This window comes from Enterobacter sp. ODB01 (genome assembly GCF_001623605.1).
In the GTDB taxonomy this organism is placed as follows: Bacteria; Pseudomonadota; Gammaproteobacteria; order Enterobacterales; family Enterobacteriaceae; genus Enterobacter; species Enterobacter kobei.
Genome location: NZ_CP015227.1, coordinates 559,159 through 577,127 on the forward strand (window position 1 = coordinate 559,159; position 17,969 = coordinate 577,127).

At 56.3% G+C, this 17,969-nt stretch carries 11 protein-coding genes; all 11 read right to left on the minus strand.

Annotated elements, in window-relative coordinates; translation table 11 throughout:
* Positions 1 to 50: 50 nt before the first annotated feature.
* A complete protein-coding gene (gene recD / locus A4308_RS02690; protein ID WP_014885073.1) occupies positions 51 to 1,871 on the minus strand; it encodes an exodeoxyribonuclease V subunit alpha in 1,821 nt (606 codons plus the stop codon).
* Positions 1,868 to 5,410, minus strand: coding sequence for an exodeoxyribonuclease V subunit beta (gene recB, locus A4308_RS02695; RefSeq protein ID WP_045281953.1), 3,543 nt, complete (start codon positions 5,408 to 5,410; stop codon positions 1,868 to 1,870). Before recB ends, recD begins: the two co-directional genes overlap by 4 nt.
* A complete protein-coding gene (ptrA, locus tag A4308_RS02700) occupies positions 5,407 to 8,289 on the minus strand; it encodes a pitrilysin (RefSeq protein ID WP_045281954.1) in 2,883 nt (960 codons plus the stop codon). Before ptrA ends, recB begins: the two co-directional genes overlap by 4 nt.
* 265 nt (positions 8,290 to 8,554) lie before the next feature.
* A complete protein-coding gene (gene recC / locus A4308_RS02705) occupies positions 8,555 to 11,929 on the minus strand; it encodes an exodeoxyribonuclease V subunit gamma (RefSeq protein WP_045281955.1) in 3,375 nt (1,124 codons plus the stop codon).
* Positions 11,930 to 11,941: 12 nt separating this feature from the next.
* Positions 11,942 to 12,265 (minus strand): prepilin-type N-terminal cleavage/methylation domain-containing protein, encoded by a 324-nt coding sequence (locus A4308_RS02710; RefSeq protein ID WP_063308468.1) that lies wholly within the window; start codon positions 12,263 to 12,265, stop codon positions 11,942 to 11,944.
* Entirely contained in the window at positions 12,250 to 12,651 is a 402-nt protein-coding gene (locus tag A4308_RS02715; RefSeq protein WP_032629471.1) for a DUF2509 family protein, read from the minus strand. The genes A4308_RS02710 and A4308_RS02715 overlap by 16 nt, the downstream gene beginning before the upstream one ends.
* On the minus strand, positions 12,648 to 13,208 hold the full coding sequence (locus A4308_RS02720; RefSeq protein ID WP_023331218.1) for a prepilin peptidase-dependent protein: 561 nt from the start codon (positions 13,206 to 13,208) through the stop codon (positions 12,648 to 12,650). The genes A4308_RS02715 and A4308_RS02720 overlap by 4 nt, the downstream gene beginning before the upstream one ends.
* A complete protein-coding gene (locus A4308_RS02725) occupies positions 13,202 to 13,663 on the minus strand; it encodes a prepilin peptidase-dependent protein (RefSeq protein ID WP_023331219.1) in 462 nt (153 codons plus the stop codon). Before A4308_RS02725 ends, A4308_RS02720 begins: the two co-directional genes overlap by 7 nt.
* 184 nt (positions 13,664 to 13,847) lie before the next feature.
* Positions 13,848 to 14,642 (minus strand): thymidylate synthase, encoded by a 795-nt coding sequence (thyA, locus tag A4308_RS02730; RefSeq protein WP_014885081.1) that lies wholly within the window; start codon positions 14,640 to 14,642, stop codon positions 13,848 to 13,850.
* A 6-nt stretch (positions 14,643 to 14,648) separates the two neighbouring features.
* On the minus strand, positions 14,649 to 15,524 hold the full coding sequence (gene lgt, locus A4308_RS02735; protein ID WP_014885082.1) for a prolipoprotein diacylglyceryl transferase: 876 nt from the start codon (positions 15,522 to 15,524) through the stop codon (positions 14,649 to 14,651).
* Positions 15,525 to 15,718: 194 nt separating this feature from the next.
* Positions 15,719 to 17,965 carry a phosphoenolpyruvate--protein phosphotransferase gene (ptsP, locus tag A4308_RS02740; protein WP_014885083.1) on the minus strand — a complete coding sequence of 749 codons (2,247 nt, stop codon included), beginning with the start codon at positions 17,963 to 17,965 and terminating at the stop codon, positions 15,719 to 15,721.
* Positions 17,966 to 17,969 lie beyond the last annotated feature (4 nt).

Consider the following 17,969-nt stretch of genomic DNA (forward strand, 5'->3'; position numbering starts at 1 on the left):
CCACTTGCCGGGAAGCGCTGCGCTTACCCGGCCTGCATTTCGTCCCTCATTCAGAGAGACTCAAAGATTGCGCCCAGCCCGCTTCGGCGTTCCGTGCGGGTGGCGATGGCCTGCATCAGCACGCGTTCATCGGTATACAGCGACAGGCGCTGACGCGCACGCGTGATGGCGGTATAGATCAGCTCACGGGTAACGACAGGTGAAAGCTGCGTCGGCAGGATCAACGCCGCATGGTTAAACTCAGAGCCCTGCGATTTATGCACCGTCATCGCCCATGCAGTTTCATGCTCGGGCAAACGGCTGGGCTGGAAGGACTTCACGCTACCATCCGGCATCTGGAACCAGACGCGCAACCCCTGCCCGCGATCGAGTGCAATGCCGATATCGCCATTAAACAACCCCAGCGCACTGTCGTTGCGGGAAATCATCACCGGGCGCCCTTCATACCAGCGCGAGTGCAGGGTACGGTTGATTTTACGTTTCTGCGCCAGCAGCTGTTCCAGCCTGTCATTCAGGCCGCTGACGCCAAACGGTCCCTCCCTCAACGCGCAGAGCAACTGATATTCGCCAAACGCGGCAATCACCTGCTCCGGCGGACGTTGCTGTTGTACGCCGGTGAGAAAATGTTGATACCCCAGCAGGGCATCATCCAGCATCGCCTGATACTCTTCCCCACTTTGCAGCGATTTTTTCTCAATGTCGGTAAAGGTACCGTCAAACACCGCACAGGTCGTGTGCCGGTCTCCCCGGTTCACCGCCGACGCAAGCTGCCCGATGCCGGAGTCGCTGCCGAAACGGTAGCTTTTTTGCAGCAGGCACAAGCTGTCGCGCAGCGCGCCCGCGACCGAGTGCTGTTCCGCCGCAAGGGAACACCCTGTCAGGCGGGCCAACTCCTCCGCGCGTTCCGCGGTATAACCCAGACTGGCATAGGTGCAGATATCACCCAGCACGGCCCCGGCTTCCACGGACGCTAGCTGGTCACGGTCGCCGAGGAAAATGACCCGCGCATGAGGCGGCAAAGCATCGATCAGCCGCGACATCATCGTCAGGTCAATCATCGACGCTTCATCCACCACCAGCACATCCAGGTGTAGCGGGTTACCGGCATGGTAGCGCAGACGCTGGCTACCCGGCTGCGCGCCAAGTAACCGATGCAACGTGCTGGCTTCATTGGGAAAAAGCGCAAGCTGTTCCCCTGTGAGCGGCAATTTTTGCAGGGCACCGCCTAATGACTCCGTCAGACGTGCCGCGGCTTTACCGGTGGGAGCCGCCAGACGAATACGACACTTTTGCTCACCGGATAACTGAATCAGCGCGGCAAGCAGTTTTGCCACCGTCGTTGTTTTCCCGGTGCCCGGGCCGCCCGAAATCACCGAGATCCGCCGCGTTAACGCCACGGCGGCCGCCACTTTCTGCCAGTCAGTCGCGTCGTCAGAGGTAAACAGCGTATCCAGCACTTGCCGGAGCTGCGCTTCATCGCAGGGAAGCGGGGCGTTGGTCTCGCTGAAGAAGCGCGCCACCGTCAGTTCGTTACGCCAGAGTCGGTTCAGATACAAACGCTCGCCGGTCAAAATCAGTGGCGTCCCGGTATCGGTCGCGCTGACGGCAGGCGAGCGGAGTAATATCGCCTGCCAGTCCACGGCCTCACCGAGCAGCGCGAAACACGACTGCAGCGCCGGAGGCATTTTCTCATCCACGGCCAGACGCGACAGCGGAAGGCACACATGCCCCTCGCCTGCGTCCTTACTCAGAATGGCGGCAGCGAGCATAACGGCTGGCTCCTCGCCCGCCACCATCATGGCAAACTGCACGTCCAGGTGGCGCAATAATCGTTGTTCTACCGCCTCCAGCAATAGTGCCTGCATCGTCATGCCACCTCCTCTGTGCGTGCAGCAAACAGGTTATCCATTTTTTCAATCAGCTCCGCATCCGGACGGGTGCTGAAAACACCCGACTGCGGGTCGTTAGCATCTACACCGCGCAGGAACAGATAAATAACGCCGCCAAAATGGTCTTCGTAACGGTAATCGGCCAAGCGATGGCGCAGGTACCGGTGCAACGCCAGGGTATAGAGCTGATACTGCAGGTCGTAGCGATGCATTTGCATCGCTGAGGCCATCGCCTGTTGGGTATAGGCTTCGCTGTTCTCACCCAGCCAGTTCGATTTGTAATCCAGCAGGTAGTAGCGCCCTTCGTGGCGGAAAACCAGGTCGATGAATCCTTTTAGCATCCCCTGAACCTGGCGGAAGTTGAGCGGTGGGCAACCGGCGGATAACGGATCGTACTCACGGATCAATGCGTCAAGCGCGTCGGCCCTGAGCGGGCTGGCAATGGGGAGATAAAACTCCATTTCGACCTGTTTATCTTTGGCGGTCAGCTGGCTGAGGGAAATCCCCTGTGTCGTGAGCGGCGCGTGCAAAACAGCGCGGAGCCAGTCGGTGAGAACCGGCTGCCATTGGGCGTCGTAGCCGCCGCTCTGGAGCATCTTCAGCACCCATTCTTCAGAGACCGGCTGGGTAAAATCCAGCTCTTCAAACAGGCTGTGTAAAAACGTGCCCGGCGAGGCCCCACGCGGGAACTGATGCGGCGTGAGCACCGGTTCAGCGGGCACGCTTCCTGCGCCTGCGGCATCTACATCCAGTTTAGGCATCAAATCCTGAGCAACGCTTTGCCCGTGCTGCTGTAAACCGGAGTAACTGGTAACGCGCCAGTCGTCGGCAATCGTGCGGGCAACCTGGCGGGCATGCAGCTCTGACGCTCTCTGTTCCGGCGTCTGCCAGCGGCTGTTGTCGGGCTGAGACGGAATATGCAGGGCAACATGCTCTGAGCAAAGAGATTCGATGCACTGGCGCAGACCGGCAGCATCTTTGGGTTCGCCTCGCTGGATAAGCCTTCCCAGCGCACTCAGATGAAAATCACTCTCGCCGCTCTTATCGCCCCGGCGACGAAACAGCGGCGCAACGCCCAGGCTGCAGTGCCAGACCGAGCGGGTCAGCGCCACATAAAGCAGACGCAGATCTTCTGCCAGACGCTCGGCTTCGGCCAGCTCAACGCTTGACTCTGCGTTGCTGAGATCGAGTACCGCTTCAAACGACTCGCGATCGTGGTAAAAAGCCTGATCCTGCACGCGGTAATTGGCGATAAAGGGCAGCCAGACCAGCGGATATTCCAGGCCTTTAGATTTGTGAATGGTGACGATTTGCACCAGGTGTTTATCACTCTCAAGACGCATCTGCTGGCTGGCCGAATTACTGTTCGGGTCGGCAATCTGCTGCGCCAGCCAGCGCACGAGGGCATGCTCGCTCTCCAGCTGTGTCCCCGCTTCCTGCAGCAATTCGCTGATATGCAGAATATCGGTCAGACGGCGCTCACCGCCCGCGGTTGCGAGCATGTTCTCCGCAATGTGACGCTCTGCCATGAGCTCGCGCACCATCGCCATCACGCCGCGCTTTTGCCATTTTTCGCGGTAGCGAACAAACTCTTCTACCACGGCATCCCACGCGGCTTCGTCATTGTTGAGCACATCAATATCACGCGCATTCAGCCCGAGCATCGCACTCGCCAGTGCACTGCGCAGCGTACTTTCACGCTCTGGCGCCAGCACGGCCTGCAGCAGCCAAAGCATCTCCTGGGCTTCCAGCGTTTCAAAAACGCTGTCGCGGTTTGAAAGATAGACGGACGGAATATTCAGTAGCGTCAGGGCGTCGCGAATAAGCGCGGCCTCCTGGCGGCTTCGCACCAGCACCGTGATATCGGATGCTTTTACCGGCGCGGGTTTATCGCCCTTCCACAGCAGCGCATCTCCCCGCGCGCCTGCGCTGAGCCAGTCCCTAATCTGCGCCGCACAGTACTGGGCCATGGCATTTTGATAGTCGGCGACGCCACAGCCTTCGCCGTCCAGCAGCCAGAAGTGCATGGCGGGCTGCGTCTCACCGTTGAATTCGAAGCGCAACGAATCGTTTTTCGGGGCAAATTTGACCGGCAGAAACGGGATTTCCCGGAACATAAACGCCATATCCATGCGACTGAACAGCGCGTTAACGCTTTCCACCATGCCGGGAGAGGATCGCCAGTTGGTATCGAGCGTATAGTGCGCATCAACCTCACTGCGGGCTTTCATGTAGGTGAAAATATCCGCACCGCGGAAAGCGTAAATGGCCTGCTTCGGATCGCCGATTAACAGCAGTGCGGTGCCGGGCTGATGGCGCCAGATACGGCGGAAAATACGGTACTGCTGAGGGTCGGTATCCTGAAACTCGTCAATCATTGCGACCGGGAAGCGAGTACGAATCGCCTCTGCAAGCGCTTCGCCATTTTCGCTGCACAACGCCGCATCAAGGCGACTCAGCATGTCATCAAACCCCAGCTCGCCCCGCCGGCGCTTTTCGCGCGCCACGGCATCGCGAATTTCCGTCATCGCACGGGTGATCATCAGATCGTTAAGCGTCAGGGGCTCCGCCAGCAGAGTTTCAATTGCCACAAACAGGGGATGTTCAGGCACAATGCCGTCGGCTTTGGTCCGCTCAACCAGGAAACGCTGTGAGAATTTCTCCAGCGCGTCAGGAAGCTGATAACCGCGCGTCTCTTCCCTCGCCCATGCGCTGATCTTCTCGATCCATTTTCCCTGGTTGCCACGGTTGAACTTGCGTCTGTCGATCCCGGAACTCTCGATGATCGCCTCAATCTCGCCGACTGATTCATTCCATTTTTGCTTGATGTCTGCGATTCGCGCGATGATTTTTTCATGGCGTGAGGCCAGGGTTTCATTCGCTGGCGGCGGCGATTTGATGACCGGCGCTTCCCCCTGAAGATAACGATCGATGGCGCGCAGCAGTGCCTCTGGCCCTTTCCACAAGGCATGTACCGCTTCGGCGATATCGCGCGGTAACGGGTAGCAGTGCCGACGCCAGAAATCCGCACAGGCCTGATAGCGCAGCACGGATTCATCTTCAATGAGTTGTTGTTCAAACAGCATGCCGGATTCGAACGCATTCAGGCTCAGCATGCGCTGGCAAAACCCGTGAATGGTGAAGACGGACGCTTCGTCCATCTGTCGTTCCGCAAGGAGCAGCCACTGGGCGGCCTGCTGCTTATCAGCAATTTCTTCCAGAAGGCTAGCGTAGAGAGGGTTATCCGTAATCTGGCGCAGGCAGGCGATGCGCAGTTCGTGAATATTGGTACGAATACGGCCGCGCAACTCAGCGGTGGCGGCCTCGGTAAAGGTCACGACCAACAGCTCTTCAACGCTCAAAGGGCGCGGAAAAGCAGCGTTACCGCCAAGCCCTAACAGCAGGCGCAGATAGAGCGCGGCAATGGTAAACGTTTTTCCCGTTCCCGCTGAGGCTTCAATCAATCGTTCACCCTGTAGAGGTAAACGTAAGGGATCAAGGGACTCAGCGGTATCGGTCATTCTTTCTTACTCCAGGGCATTGATTGCTGCAGCGCGCTGACGCTCTTCCAGACTTTCCAGCCTTGCGGGTTCACATACTCCGTTTTCCCGTTCTGGCTACCGGAAACCTGAGACAGAATGGTGATGCCCTGCGGCTTAATCACGGCCTGATGGAAGAAGTCGGCAACCTTCTGCGGCGTCAGCTGTTTTATCTCGGCCACTACTTTATCACGCGAATCAAATTTCATATTACCGCGATCAAAATCTTTGCTCAGCTGCGACGCCTCTTCGCCCAGCGTCTGCGGCGGCTGCATCACCTGCGCAATGACGGCCTGCTGGATCTGGGCAAATTCTTCCGGCTTCATGGCCCGCAGCTTTGCTTCCACCTGAGGGAAGAAGGTCTGATAGCGCTGCCAGAGATAGGCCGGTTGTTTATCGCTGCTTTGCAGCAGGAAGCCCAGCCCCCACTGACGGCCAACGTTCATCGAGAAAGCAAATACCGCGTAGCCAAGCTGCTCTTCCGTGCGCAGTTGGTTATAGAACCACGGCTGAATAATCTGCCCCAACACCGCGCTCTGTGCGGACCCGGAGAATTCGTCATAGCCCGTGGGCACAAACACTGCAGCCAGCGCGGAATCGGTACTGCTCCCCGCTTTTTCAAAAATCACATTCTGTTTTTTCTCAACCAGCACGTCCTGGTTACGACACCACTCGTCGCCTTTCGAACCCAGCTGAGTGCGGACATTCTCTGCCAGCGTTTTAGCCTGTTCCTCACTCATGTTACCGATGATAAGGAACTCAGGACGCGTGTTAGTTTTCAGCGCATCACGGTAAGCCAGCACCTCTTTTAATGAGATAGATGGCAGCAATGCCCGGCGTTCTTCACGCTGGAAATACGGGATTTGCGACAGCATTTGCGCTGGCATCAGCGCCTGATCGTAGGCTTTGCCCTTTTCCGCGGAATCCATCATCTGCGCATACCAGGACTTGGCCTGCTCAAGCTGCTCTTCCGTCGGCGTATAGCTAAAATAGCCCTCCAGCAGTGCCTGGAACAGCTGAGGCAAACGCTGGGTATAGCCATTTGCATTCAGCATCAAACCATTGTTGGCATTGGTGGAGAAGCTGATCCCGCCAACGGCTGCCTGGTTGCTAAGCTGATCGAGCGCGATACCCGCGAGATAGTCATTAAGCGCGAACATCACCTGATTTTTGGCACTATTCATCGCTTTCGGATTACGCAGCACCACGCTGACATCCACCTTTGGCTCGCTCGCGAAATAACGGCTTGGGGTATACACCACGCGCAGCGTCGGCTCATCGACAATGAGCTGGGGGTGCGGATAATCCTTAGTGGTTTTGATAAGCGTAAAATCATCCGGAATGTAAGGGTTCAGTTCCGGCAACGTCAACGCAATCTCTCCGGCCTTCTTTTGCCAGGCAGCGAAGGTCTGGTCGCCGATCTTGTCTACCTGATAAGGTGCATCGACAAAGTAGGCGGTTTTGTTATGCGGTTCGTTCGGGCTGATGTACCAGATACGGGCATTCTGCGGGGTCATCATCGCCAGGCGCGCTTTTAACGCCGCCGCATCATAGCGATCGGCAATATTGACCGCATCGAGGGTGTGTTCCACCGGCACGCGGATCATGGTATCCGCCAGCCACTCCACATAATCCATGTCGCGGGTGATGGACGGGTAACGGAAATCGAGATCCAGCACATGAGCGAGTTCATCAAAATAGCGCTTATCGACGCCTTTCTCACGCAGCAAAGAGAGGTAGCTGAAGATAGCGGCAACCACTTCATCACGGTTGGCCTGCCCTTTGTCGGTCAGGGTGGCGGAAATTGCCAGCACGCCGCTGTTGCCGTTTACAACAGGATCCGAATCGGCGCGAATCCCTTCCACCAGCCCCTGTTTTTGCAGCCAGTCGGATAATGTTCCCGGACTGCGGTTACCAATCAGGTAGGTCACCAGCTCGTCGGTTTTGCTGCGAAACTGTGCGGTGTTGTTATCAATGCGGAACTCAACGCGCAGCACCTTGCGGGGCATGGCAGGAACGTAGTGGATGACGATCCCTTTTTGCGCGTCCGTGACAACCGGCACGTCAATCTTGGGCAGGTCGATATTTTTATTTGGCACCCGGCCAAACGTTTTTGCCGCCAAACCAGCCAGTTCAGGCAGCGGTTTGTTGCTGTAAATAACCGCCTTCATCAGGTTGGCTGAGTAGTATTTGTCGCGAAACGCATGCAGAGCATCAATGACCGGGCTGCCGGGTTTATCGCTGAGCGTCTCCAGATTGCCGCCCGAGAAGCGTGCACCTGGGTGCGCCGGGTTGATCGTCTCAGCGCTGACCTGCGCCATACGCATACCGTCTCGGGTACGGGCCATCGTCAGTTCGGCATTCACCGCATTGCGTTCGCGATCGGCGTATTTTTTATCCAGCAGCGGCGCGGCGATAGCATCCGCAAGACGATCAACCGCCCCGTCCAGCGCATCATTTTCGACTTCGAGATAAAAGGCCGTGCGGTAAGGTGCCGTGCTGGCATTGTGGCTGCCGCCATGCATTTTTAGAAATTCGGACAGGCTATCCGGCTGCGGATACTTCTTTGACCCCATTAACGTCATGTGTTCGAGGTAATGCGCCAGCCCCGGATGAGCCTCAGGATCTTCCAGCGATCCAATCGGCACGACCAATGCCGAGAGGGATTTCACCGCCTGCGGATCGGAAACCAGCAGCACGGTCATGCCGTTATCAAGCCGGATCGCCTGATACTGCCGGGTGTCTTTTTCGCTCTTACGGATAGTGTCCTGAACGGGTTGCCAACCGGAGTCTGCCTGAGTGAAGGGAGCCCAAAGGGCGATAAACAAAACAAACGCTTTGAACACGGTGCTGCCTGGCATTACGACCTCTTTATCACGGCTATCCCCGTCATACTTCAAGTTGCATGTGCGTTGGCTGCGTGCGTTCACCCCAGTCACTTACTTACGTAAGCTCCAGGGGATTCACACCCTTGCCGCCTTCCTGCAACTCGAATTATTTAGGGTAAACATCATTAACACACTGCGTGCTGGACACGCCAACATCTCTTTATTGGGGGTACATCAGTCCGTGATAAGAAGTGCATCATAAATGAACACCCCATGCTGCGCAATTTTCATACAGCGCTCAGGACTGATTAAATTTAAACAACGGTAACAGGTAGCGCTTTGCCTCTTCCGTGATAGCCTCAAAGTACTCTGGTTCGAGCGTGCGCCATAAGCGCTGGTACCAGACATCTTCCCCCTCGCCGCGCACCATCATGTTCCCTTCATAGGCCTGCATAAATTTACTGCGCGCTTTCTGCAGAGAAGCCTCATCCGTTAACATCGCATCATTCTGTGCGTCGTAACAGGCTTTTATCCACGCACCACCACTTTCAGGCAATAACAGCAGGGGTTTGTTCATTCCCTGGATATAGCCTTCAATGTACAAAGAGAGGTAGCGAAACGCCTGCTCTGCCTCCATTGGCGGAAAGCGCCACTCGCCCTCTTTGCGCACGAAAATCCGGCTTTCGCCTTTATGGCTCAACGCACTGTAGACAAGATGTTCCAGCCAGAGTTGCAATCCCTGTGAAACGCTGAGCAGTGAAGGCCGCCAGCGCAGCAGCCCATCAGGCTGAACCTGAGTGAGCCAGCCGGTGAGCTGGATGCCATTGCAGCTAAGATCGATTTCGAGACTTTGTCCGGGCTGACGGTGCTCCCTTACGCGCTCCGCCAGAGCGTTCATCTCCTGGCATTGCGCCTCCCAGACGATCTCCCCAAACGCGCCATAAGGCAGTTGTCCCGCCGCACGATAGCGGCGATAAAGCTTGTCAGCATCTTCCTCGTCAACCAGTGCATTCAGCAGTTGCAGATTTAACTGATAGCGCTCCAGCCCTTCCAGCGTAAAAGGCTCTGCATCCGGAATTTCGCTCTCTTCAGAACGGAAGTTGACCTGCAATCGCTGTTGGAAGAAGGCGCGAACAGGATGCGCCCAAAAGCGTTGAAGCTGTTCAAAAGTCAGGGTGTTAATGGGCAGCGGGTCAAGTGTCTGAATGAAATCCGTATGTGCTCTCCCCTCCTTTTTCGCCGCCGGTAGCCACTCGCGGGCATAGCTCTGCTGTTCGCTAACAACGTAGTTCATCGGGTCAAACGGCATACGGCTGTGGACACAGGTGATATGCGCCTTGACCCGCTGTTCGCTTTCATCACAGTTAAGGGCTTCATCACCCGCCAGATAGTAACTCTGGCCGATATAATCCACTAACTCCTGCACCAGAACGGAGGGGAAGCGCTCGCTGTTATCCTGAATGGAGCGGCCGATATAGCTGATATAGAGCTTACTCTGGGCAGAGATGAGCGCTTCGAGGAAAAGATAGCGGTCATCATCACGACGACTACGGTCACCCCGCTTTGGATTTGCGCTCATTAAATCGAACCCCAGCGGCGCCAGGGCGCGAGGATAAACGCCGTCATTCATGCCGAGCAAACAGACCACCTTAAAGGGGATTGAACGCATTGGCATCAGCGTGCAGATATTGATTGGGCCCGCCAGGAAACGCTGACTGATTCGCTCCTGGTCAAGACGCTGCGTCAATTCATCCCTCAGCAGCGACAATGGAATCGCCTCGTGATAGTGGGAATTCACGCCCTCGTCGACGATAGCCTGCCACTGCGTTTCAATGAGCGCCATCGCCGCTTCGGTGTCACTGTCTGGCAGGAAGAAATCATTGAGCAACGCCCTGCAAACCGGAAGCCACTCTTCAAGCGGACGCGGCTGCATTAACTCACGACGCCAGCGGTTAAGCTGCATCAGCAGAGACGCTAAATGCCCCACCAGTTCAGCAATCAAACCGCTGGACTCATCGTATGGCAGCACCTCATTCCACTCGCCCTGGCTGCTTTCCATGGCGTAGCCCAGCAGCATACGCGTCAGGCCAAACCGCCAGGTATGTTGCCCGGTCGGAGGAAGCTCGAACTCCTGGACGTTGTCGTCATCAATCCCCCAGCGCACGCCAGATTCATTCACCCACTGGCGAAGGTAGCGCAGCCCTTCCTCATTGATGTTGAAGCGTGCGGCCAGCACGGGAACATCCAGTAACGCCAGGACATCTTCCGAGATGAAGCGGCTATCCGGCAGTGAAAGCAAGGTAACAAAGGCCTGCAAGGCGGGATGCGACTGACGAGCGCGACGGTCAGAAATAGCGTAAGGCAAGTATCGCTCCCCTGTCGCACTGCCGAAAACAGCCTGAATAAAGGGGCTGTAGCTATCGATGTCTGCCACCATCACCACGATGTCACGCGGCGTGAGTTCGGGATCGTCCTGCAGTATCGCCAGCAACTGGTCGTGAAGCACTTCGACCTCACGCTGCGGGCTATGGCACACATGGATCGTGATACTACGATCGTCAGCGTCCAGCTGACGCTTGCTGTCGCTGCGTTCAAACTCTTTCGCCGTCACGCCCATAACGGCACGGTTTTCCAGATCAAGAATATCGAGCTGAATGTTATGCAGCAGGTTATCCGGGGCGATCTCGACAAAAGCATCCACATCGCCTTCACCCGATGAAGTGATATCAGAGAGCATGTGAATGTAATCACGTCCCAGCTTCCCCCATGAGGCAAGCAGCGGATTGGGCAGGTTCTGAATACCGTCTTCATCGAAAAGCTGCGCGGCGGTGGAGCCGTCTTTAAACAAAGGGACGGATCGCTCTTCAAAAAGGCGCTTTCTTTGGCGGGTTACCAGTCGTGAAAGCCAGCGTTCATCGAGGATATCCCCCCAATAGTGCCGGCAGGGGTTGGTAAACAAAATATGAATATCAATATGTTTACCCAGCGCATTCAGCGCCTTCAGATAGACAGGGGGTAATGCGGATATCCCACAGATAAAGACGCGTGACGGCAGACGGGCCGGGCGCTCCGACGCATTTTCGAGTATCGAGATAAACCGATCGTACAAATTGGCACGGTGCCACTTAGGCTGGCCCAGTTTCTCCGTATGCTCAACCAGCGCTTTCCACAGCGGCGCCTGCCAGATTTGCGCCTCCGGTAGCCCTTCAACCCGCTCACCCGCTTCCCAGCGAATTAACCAGTCAGCACGGTAAACCAGATATTGGTCGTAGAGATCGGCGGTACGGGACGCCAGCTGGAACAGCTTGCGCTTATCGGTATCGTCATTGAGATAGTGGCGCAGCATGGCGAATTCATCGTGCTGCAGCATTTCCGGCAGCAGCGCCATCAGCTTCCAGCTCATGCTCTGCTTGTTGAAGGCGCTCTGCTCGGGAATGTCTGGCAATACGCGAACAAACATTTCCCAGATAAAGCTCGCCGGCAGCGGAAAATCAATGTTCGCGGCAATGCCAAATTTACGGGAAAGCGACATTTGCAGCCACTGCGCCATACCGGTGCTTTGCACCAGCACCATTTCAGGCTCAAAAGGGTCGTCCAGCCGCTCGCGCTCAACGATAAATTCCATCAGCGCTTCCAGCACATCCAGACGATTTGAGTGGTAGACCCTTAACATAGACGCTCCCGACTACTGGCTAACAGGGCAATGCAGACGCGTTATCTCACCGCGCCGCCCCAGAGGCGAAAAAAGTGTAACCGTGATGCTGACACATCCTGAGTGCGTTGTCTGCACCCGACTCACCTGCCAGCCTGCGGGCAGCGCAGTCGTTAAGAGCTGAGCCTGGTTCCAGGCATAATGCCAGAGCTGGCGGTACTGGTTAAACAGGGTAAACCGCGCCGCCAGTGCCCTGTGATAACCGGCCAGTGCGGTTACGATCATCACCAGCAGCATCATCGCCAGCAGAACCTCAACCATGCTAAATCCTTTCTCTTTGTTTACGGTAGCTGGCATAACGCGCGCTCCTTAAGGGGACAAAAATCACTCCAGCCGTGGGGTGAAAAGTGAATTTTACCGTCGATTATCTCTCCTGAGCGCCAGAGCAGCAGGTCATTGCCTCCGGCAATCAGCAGCACACTCGTCTCACTCAGCCGCCGTAAACACACTCGCCACGCTGATGCCTGTTTGCACTGCGCCAGAGGCTCCGATGACCAACGCTGAACGCGTCCCCACTCAAGCGCAGATTGCACCGCGGCCTGCTGCTGAAATGAACGGCTTTCTCCGCCAACGAGCGCACTAAACGTAGTGAGTTGCTGGTTGAGACCGGTGAGGATCAGGGTACCAAGCACCAGTAAAAGCAGAACCAGCGCAAGGGAAGACATTCCACGTTGACGGTTCACAAGTTGTACCCCGTGACCGTATACACCGCCTGATAAGGCTTCCCCTGCTCGCCCTTGCGGATAGCGGCCAGTTCGATAGTGAACTCAGGCGCAAACCTGGCGTGTTCAACTTTTCTCACCATAAAGTGCGTGATCACCAGCCTGTCCGGATCCGTGAGCTTTTCCCATCCTTTGCCTTCACACGAGGTTGCACCACGCAGGGTTTCCAGTGCACCCGACTCCAGACGAAAACCGGTGCTGTCGTTTTCTGATGCACTGTTATCCCAGCTGCCGTTACTGTTGGCATCCCATCGCACAATGACACAGCTACCTTGCCTGCCCGTTAACAACCCTTGTCCCTGGCAGTTACCCGCACAGTAGCCTGCCCGCTGGAGCTGTTTGCCGAGGGAAAACAGTCTCTGCCAGACCTCCTCTTCCTGTTCTCGCTGGCCGGATTGCAGTAACACCGCTCGCTGCAAACCGGGTAAAAAGCGCGATGCGCCGATCAATAACAGGCTGCTGATGGCCGTAGCAATCAGAACTTCAGTAAGGGAAAATCCCTGCTGACGCTTCAACATTGCCCCCCCTGCGAGACCTGACACATCCTGATGCGCCCTCCATCTGAGACAATAATCAGCCATTCTCCTGCACGGCTTTGCACTCTTATCCGACCTGCCCATGCCGTATCCCTCAATCCATAGAACCCGAGTGACGGCGTTACCTCGCTGACCGCGACTTCTGGCCAGAGTGGAATCAGTGCAAAGGGGCTGCCCTGCTCACAGCCTTTTACGGCAGAACTCACCAGGCATGCCCTTTCCCCCACCTGCTGCAAGGTAATGCGGTGCTCGCGGTTGTACCGGTTGGCATGGTTGCGCAGAAACACCAGGTAGTCGCGCACCTGGCTGGCGGTTTGCCACAGCCGCTGCTGCCCCTGCCAACTGCTCCAGCCGTACAGGCCTGAGGCACTGAGAATGACGACCAGCGACACAGCCACCAGCGTTTCGATAAGCGTAAAACCGTTCTCTTTTTTCATACGGGGAGTGTGGCGATGCGCCGATAAAGTGGCGAGCAGCGAATTAACGTTTTACGAGGCGTTATCCAGGGGATTAAGCGAGTTGCAGCGCGTTGCACGCTTTCTGGATAACGCCTCGGGAAACGGGATAAAGACGAAAAAAAACCGGCGCTAAATAGCACCGGTTGTGTCACGCTTTACCGCATCAGATAGCGACGGGCGCTTTGATGCCAGGGTGCGGGTCGTAGCCCTCAATCTCAAAATCATCGAAGCGGTAGTCAAAGATTGACGCCGGTTTGCGCTTGATGATGAGCTTCGGCAGCGCGCGCGGTTCGCGGGTCAGCTGGAGATGGGTCTGCTCCATATGGTTGCTGTAGAGATGGGTGTCCCCACCGGTCCAGACAAAATCCCCCACTTCCAGGTCACACTGCTGCGCCATCATATGGACTAACAGCGCATAGCTGGCAATGTTAAACGGCAGGCCGAGGAACACGTCACAGGAACGCTGGTAGAGCTGGCAGGAGAGCTTTCCGTCAGCGACGTAGAACTGGAAGAACGCGTGGCACGGAGCCAGCGCCATTTTGTCCAGCTCGCCCACGTTCCAGGCGGAAACAATGATTCGGCGCGAGTCCGGATCGTTTTTCAGCTGGTTCATCACGGTGGTGATCTGGTCAATATGGCGGCCATCAGGCGTTGGCCATGCGCGCCACTGCTTGCCGTAAACCGGGCCCAGGTTGCCGTTTTCATCTGCCCATTCGTCCCAGATGGAGACGTTGTTTTCGTGCAGATACGCAACGTTGGTATCGCCTTGCAGGAACCAGAGCAGTTCATGAATGATCGAGCGCAGATGGCAGCGCTTGGTCGTCACCAGAGGGAAGCCTTCCTGTAAATTGAAGCGCATCTGGTGGCCAAAAATGGAGAGCGTACCGGTGCCGGTACGGTCGTTTTTCGGCGTGCCCTCATCGAGCACTTTTTTCATCAATTCAAGATACTGTTTCATGGTTCCTCAGGAAAGTTGTTGCTGTGGACGACGACGATACGCCCAAATCATCATAATGGCACCCGCGACAATCATCGGAATGGAGAGGATCTGCCCCATGCTGATGTACTGTACCCATTCACCGGTGAACTGTGCATCCGGCTGGCGGAAGAATTCAACAATGATGCGGAATGCGCCGTAGCCAATCAGGAACAGGCCGGAGACAGACCCCATCGGGCGCGGTTTGCGAATAAACAGGTTCAGGATGATGAACAGCACGACGCCTTCCAGCGCCAGCTCATAAAGCTGGGACATATGACGCGGCAGCACGCCGTAGGTATCGAAAATGGATTGCCACTCTGGATGCGACGGCAGCAACGCCATGTCTTCTGCACGCGAGCCGGGGAACAGCATGGTGAAAGAGACGCTCGGGTCAACACGCCCCCACAGCTCACCGTTGATAAAGTTGCCCAGACGGCCAGCCCCCAGCCCAAATGGGATCAGTGGTGCGATAAAATCTGATACCTGGAAGAAGTTGCGTTTGGTGCGTTTGGCAAAAATCACCATCACCAGGATCACCCCAATCAGGCCGCCGTGGAAGGACATGCCGCCGTCCCAGACGCGGAACAGGTAGAGGGGATCGTTCAGGAATACCGGGAGGTTATAGAACAGCACATACCCAATACGGCCACCGAGGAACACGCCGAGGAAGCCCGCGTACAGCAGGTTTTCCACTTCGTTTTTGGTCCAGCCGCTGCCAGGACGGCTGGCGCGACGACCAGCAAGCCACATGGCAAAAATGAAGCCCACCAGGTACATCAAACCGTACCAGTGAAGCGAAACAGGTCCTACTGAGAAAATGACCGGATCAAATTCCGGAAAATGCAGATAACCACTGTTCATCTGTCACCACAAGATGTTGTTATTCCGCTGAAAGTGGACAGCGGTAGAAATGCGATTCTGCCTTAAGCAGAGGCTCCAAAGTTGCGAATCATAGCATAAGGCGGGCGTGGAGGATGCGCCAGAGATGTAAAAGATGTGTATAGGGTTTTATCAGCACTGGTGCCCTCTCACCACAGGGAGAGGGAGTAAGAGGATTAGCGGCCGCCGCGAATCAGGCCACCCATACCGCGTCGTTCCATAAACGCCGCCACCTGGTGCCGTACCTCCGCGGACAGCTGCGCTTCAAGACTGCGCTCAGCCAGCTCGCGAGCATCATTGATGTCGATATGTCGCAACAAATACTTCACGCGTGCGACGGCACGGCCGTTCATCGACAGGTGGCGATACCCCAGACCAATCAGGATCGCGACGCACATTGAATCCCCGGCCATTTCGCCGCACAGGCGTAAATCAATGCCGTACTGCTCCGCCTCACGGGCAATCATCGCTAACGCGCGAATGATCGCCGGATGCAGACTGTCGTAGATACTGGCGACGCGGGTGTTGTTACGATCGACGGCCAGAATATATTGCGTCAGGTCGTTCGTACCGACAGAGATAAAATCAACGCGGTTAGCCAGCTGCGGCAACATAAAGACCATCGACGGCACTTCGAGCATGACACCGATCCGTGGTTTAGGGATCGCATAGCCAATCATCTCTTCCACTTCCCGGCCAGCACGTTCGATCAGGCGCCGCGCTTCGTCGATCTCATCAATACTGGTCACCATCGGCAGTAAGATGCTGAGATTCCCCGTCGCCGCGTTGGCGCGCAGCATGGCGCGCACCTGGATCAGAAAGATCTCCGGCTGATCGAGCGTAATACGGATCCCGCGCCAGCCCAGGCATGGGTTCTCTTCGCTGATCGGCATATACGGCAGCTGTTTATCCGCCCCGACATCCAGGGTACGCAGGGTGACGGGCTTGTCGTTAAACATCTGCAACATGCCCTGATACTGCGCCACCTGCTCCTCTTCGGAGGGGAAACCACTTTGCAACATAAACGGGATTTCAGTGCGGTATAAACCGATGCCGTCGATGCGGCTGCCAAGCTTCTCCTCGTGTTCCGGGCTTAAGCCCGCGTTGAGCATGACTTTGATCCGCTCTCCGCTTTTGAGTTGCGCAGGCAGGTTAACGTCATCTTCCGCCAGCTTGCTTAATTCATTCTCTTCGCTGATGAGACGCTGATATTCCTGAAGCAGAACCGGCTCAGGATCGACCAGCAGTTCACCGCGGTAACCATCAACCACCAGCGTGCGTCGGTGCAGTACCGACGGCTGGATATCCGCCCCCATAACGGTAGGAATACCCAGCGCACGTACCATAATGGCGGCATGTGAGTTGGCGGCACCATCGCGCACCACGACGCCGGCTAGCCGGTCCTGAGGCAGTTCAGCCAGCGTGGTTGCCGAGAGTTCATCGGCAACCAGGACAAACCGTTTTGGCCAGGCATTTGGCCCTTGAATGGTGTCATCCAGATGGAACAGCAGACGTTGGCCCAGCGCGCGTAAATCTCCGGCGCGCTCCTTCAGATAACCGTCAGTTAATACTGCAAACTGTTCAGCAAACTTTTCGATAACCTTTTTAACGGCCCATTCTGCTACCGAACCTTTATCCACCTCGGCAAAAAGCTCACGACGCAAACGCGCGTCTGAGAGCAGGTGCGAATAGAGGTCAAAGATAGCCGCCGTCTCTTTTTGCGCACCCGCCGCAAAGCGTTTGCTGTAGCGACGAAATTCATTCGCCGCCTCTTCCAGGGCGGCGGTAAGACGCTCGCGCTCCAGCGCTTCATCAAGCGTGGAGGCTTCGTACACCTGCTCCATTAACGGCAGCGTGGCGTCCATCCAGCCTTCAGCAATCGCCACGCCTGGCGAGGCCGGAAGAGCACGGATACGCGTATGACGATACTGACCAAAAAGCGCAGCAAGCTGAGACTGTGAGAGGATCGCCGCCATCTGTGTGGCAAGCGTAACGAGGAATGACTCTTCGCTTTCATCGTACTGACGCAGCTCACGCTGCTGGACGACCAGAACGCCGAGCAGCTGACGACGCTGGATAATTGGCACACCAAGGAAAGCGCGGAAGCGCTCTTCTTTTACGGAAGGAATGTATTTAAAACTGGGGTGTTTTTGCGCATCGGCAAGGTTGATGGGTTCCGCCAGCCGTCCAACCAGACCGACAATCCCTTCATCGAATGCGAGCGTTACGGTTCGTCCCCGTGGTTTTTTCAAACCACGGGTCGCCATCAGGTAATAGCAGCGCCGATCGTGGTCGGCCAGATACACCGAACAGACCTCGGTCTCCATCGCAAGACAGATGTCAGTAACCAGAATATTCAACGCCTCGTTCAGACGCGGAGCACTGGCCACCTTCTCGACTATTTCTCGCAAGCGGGTGAGCATGATT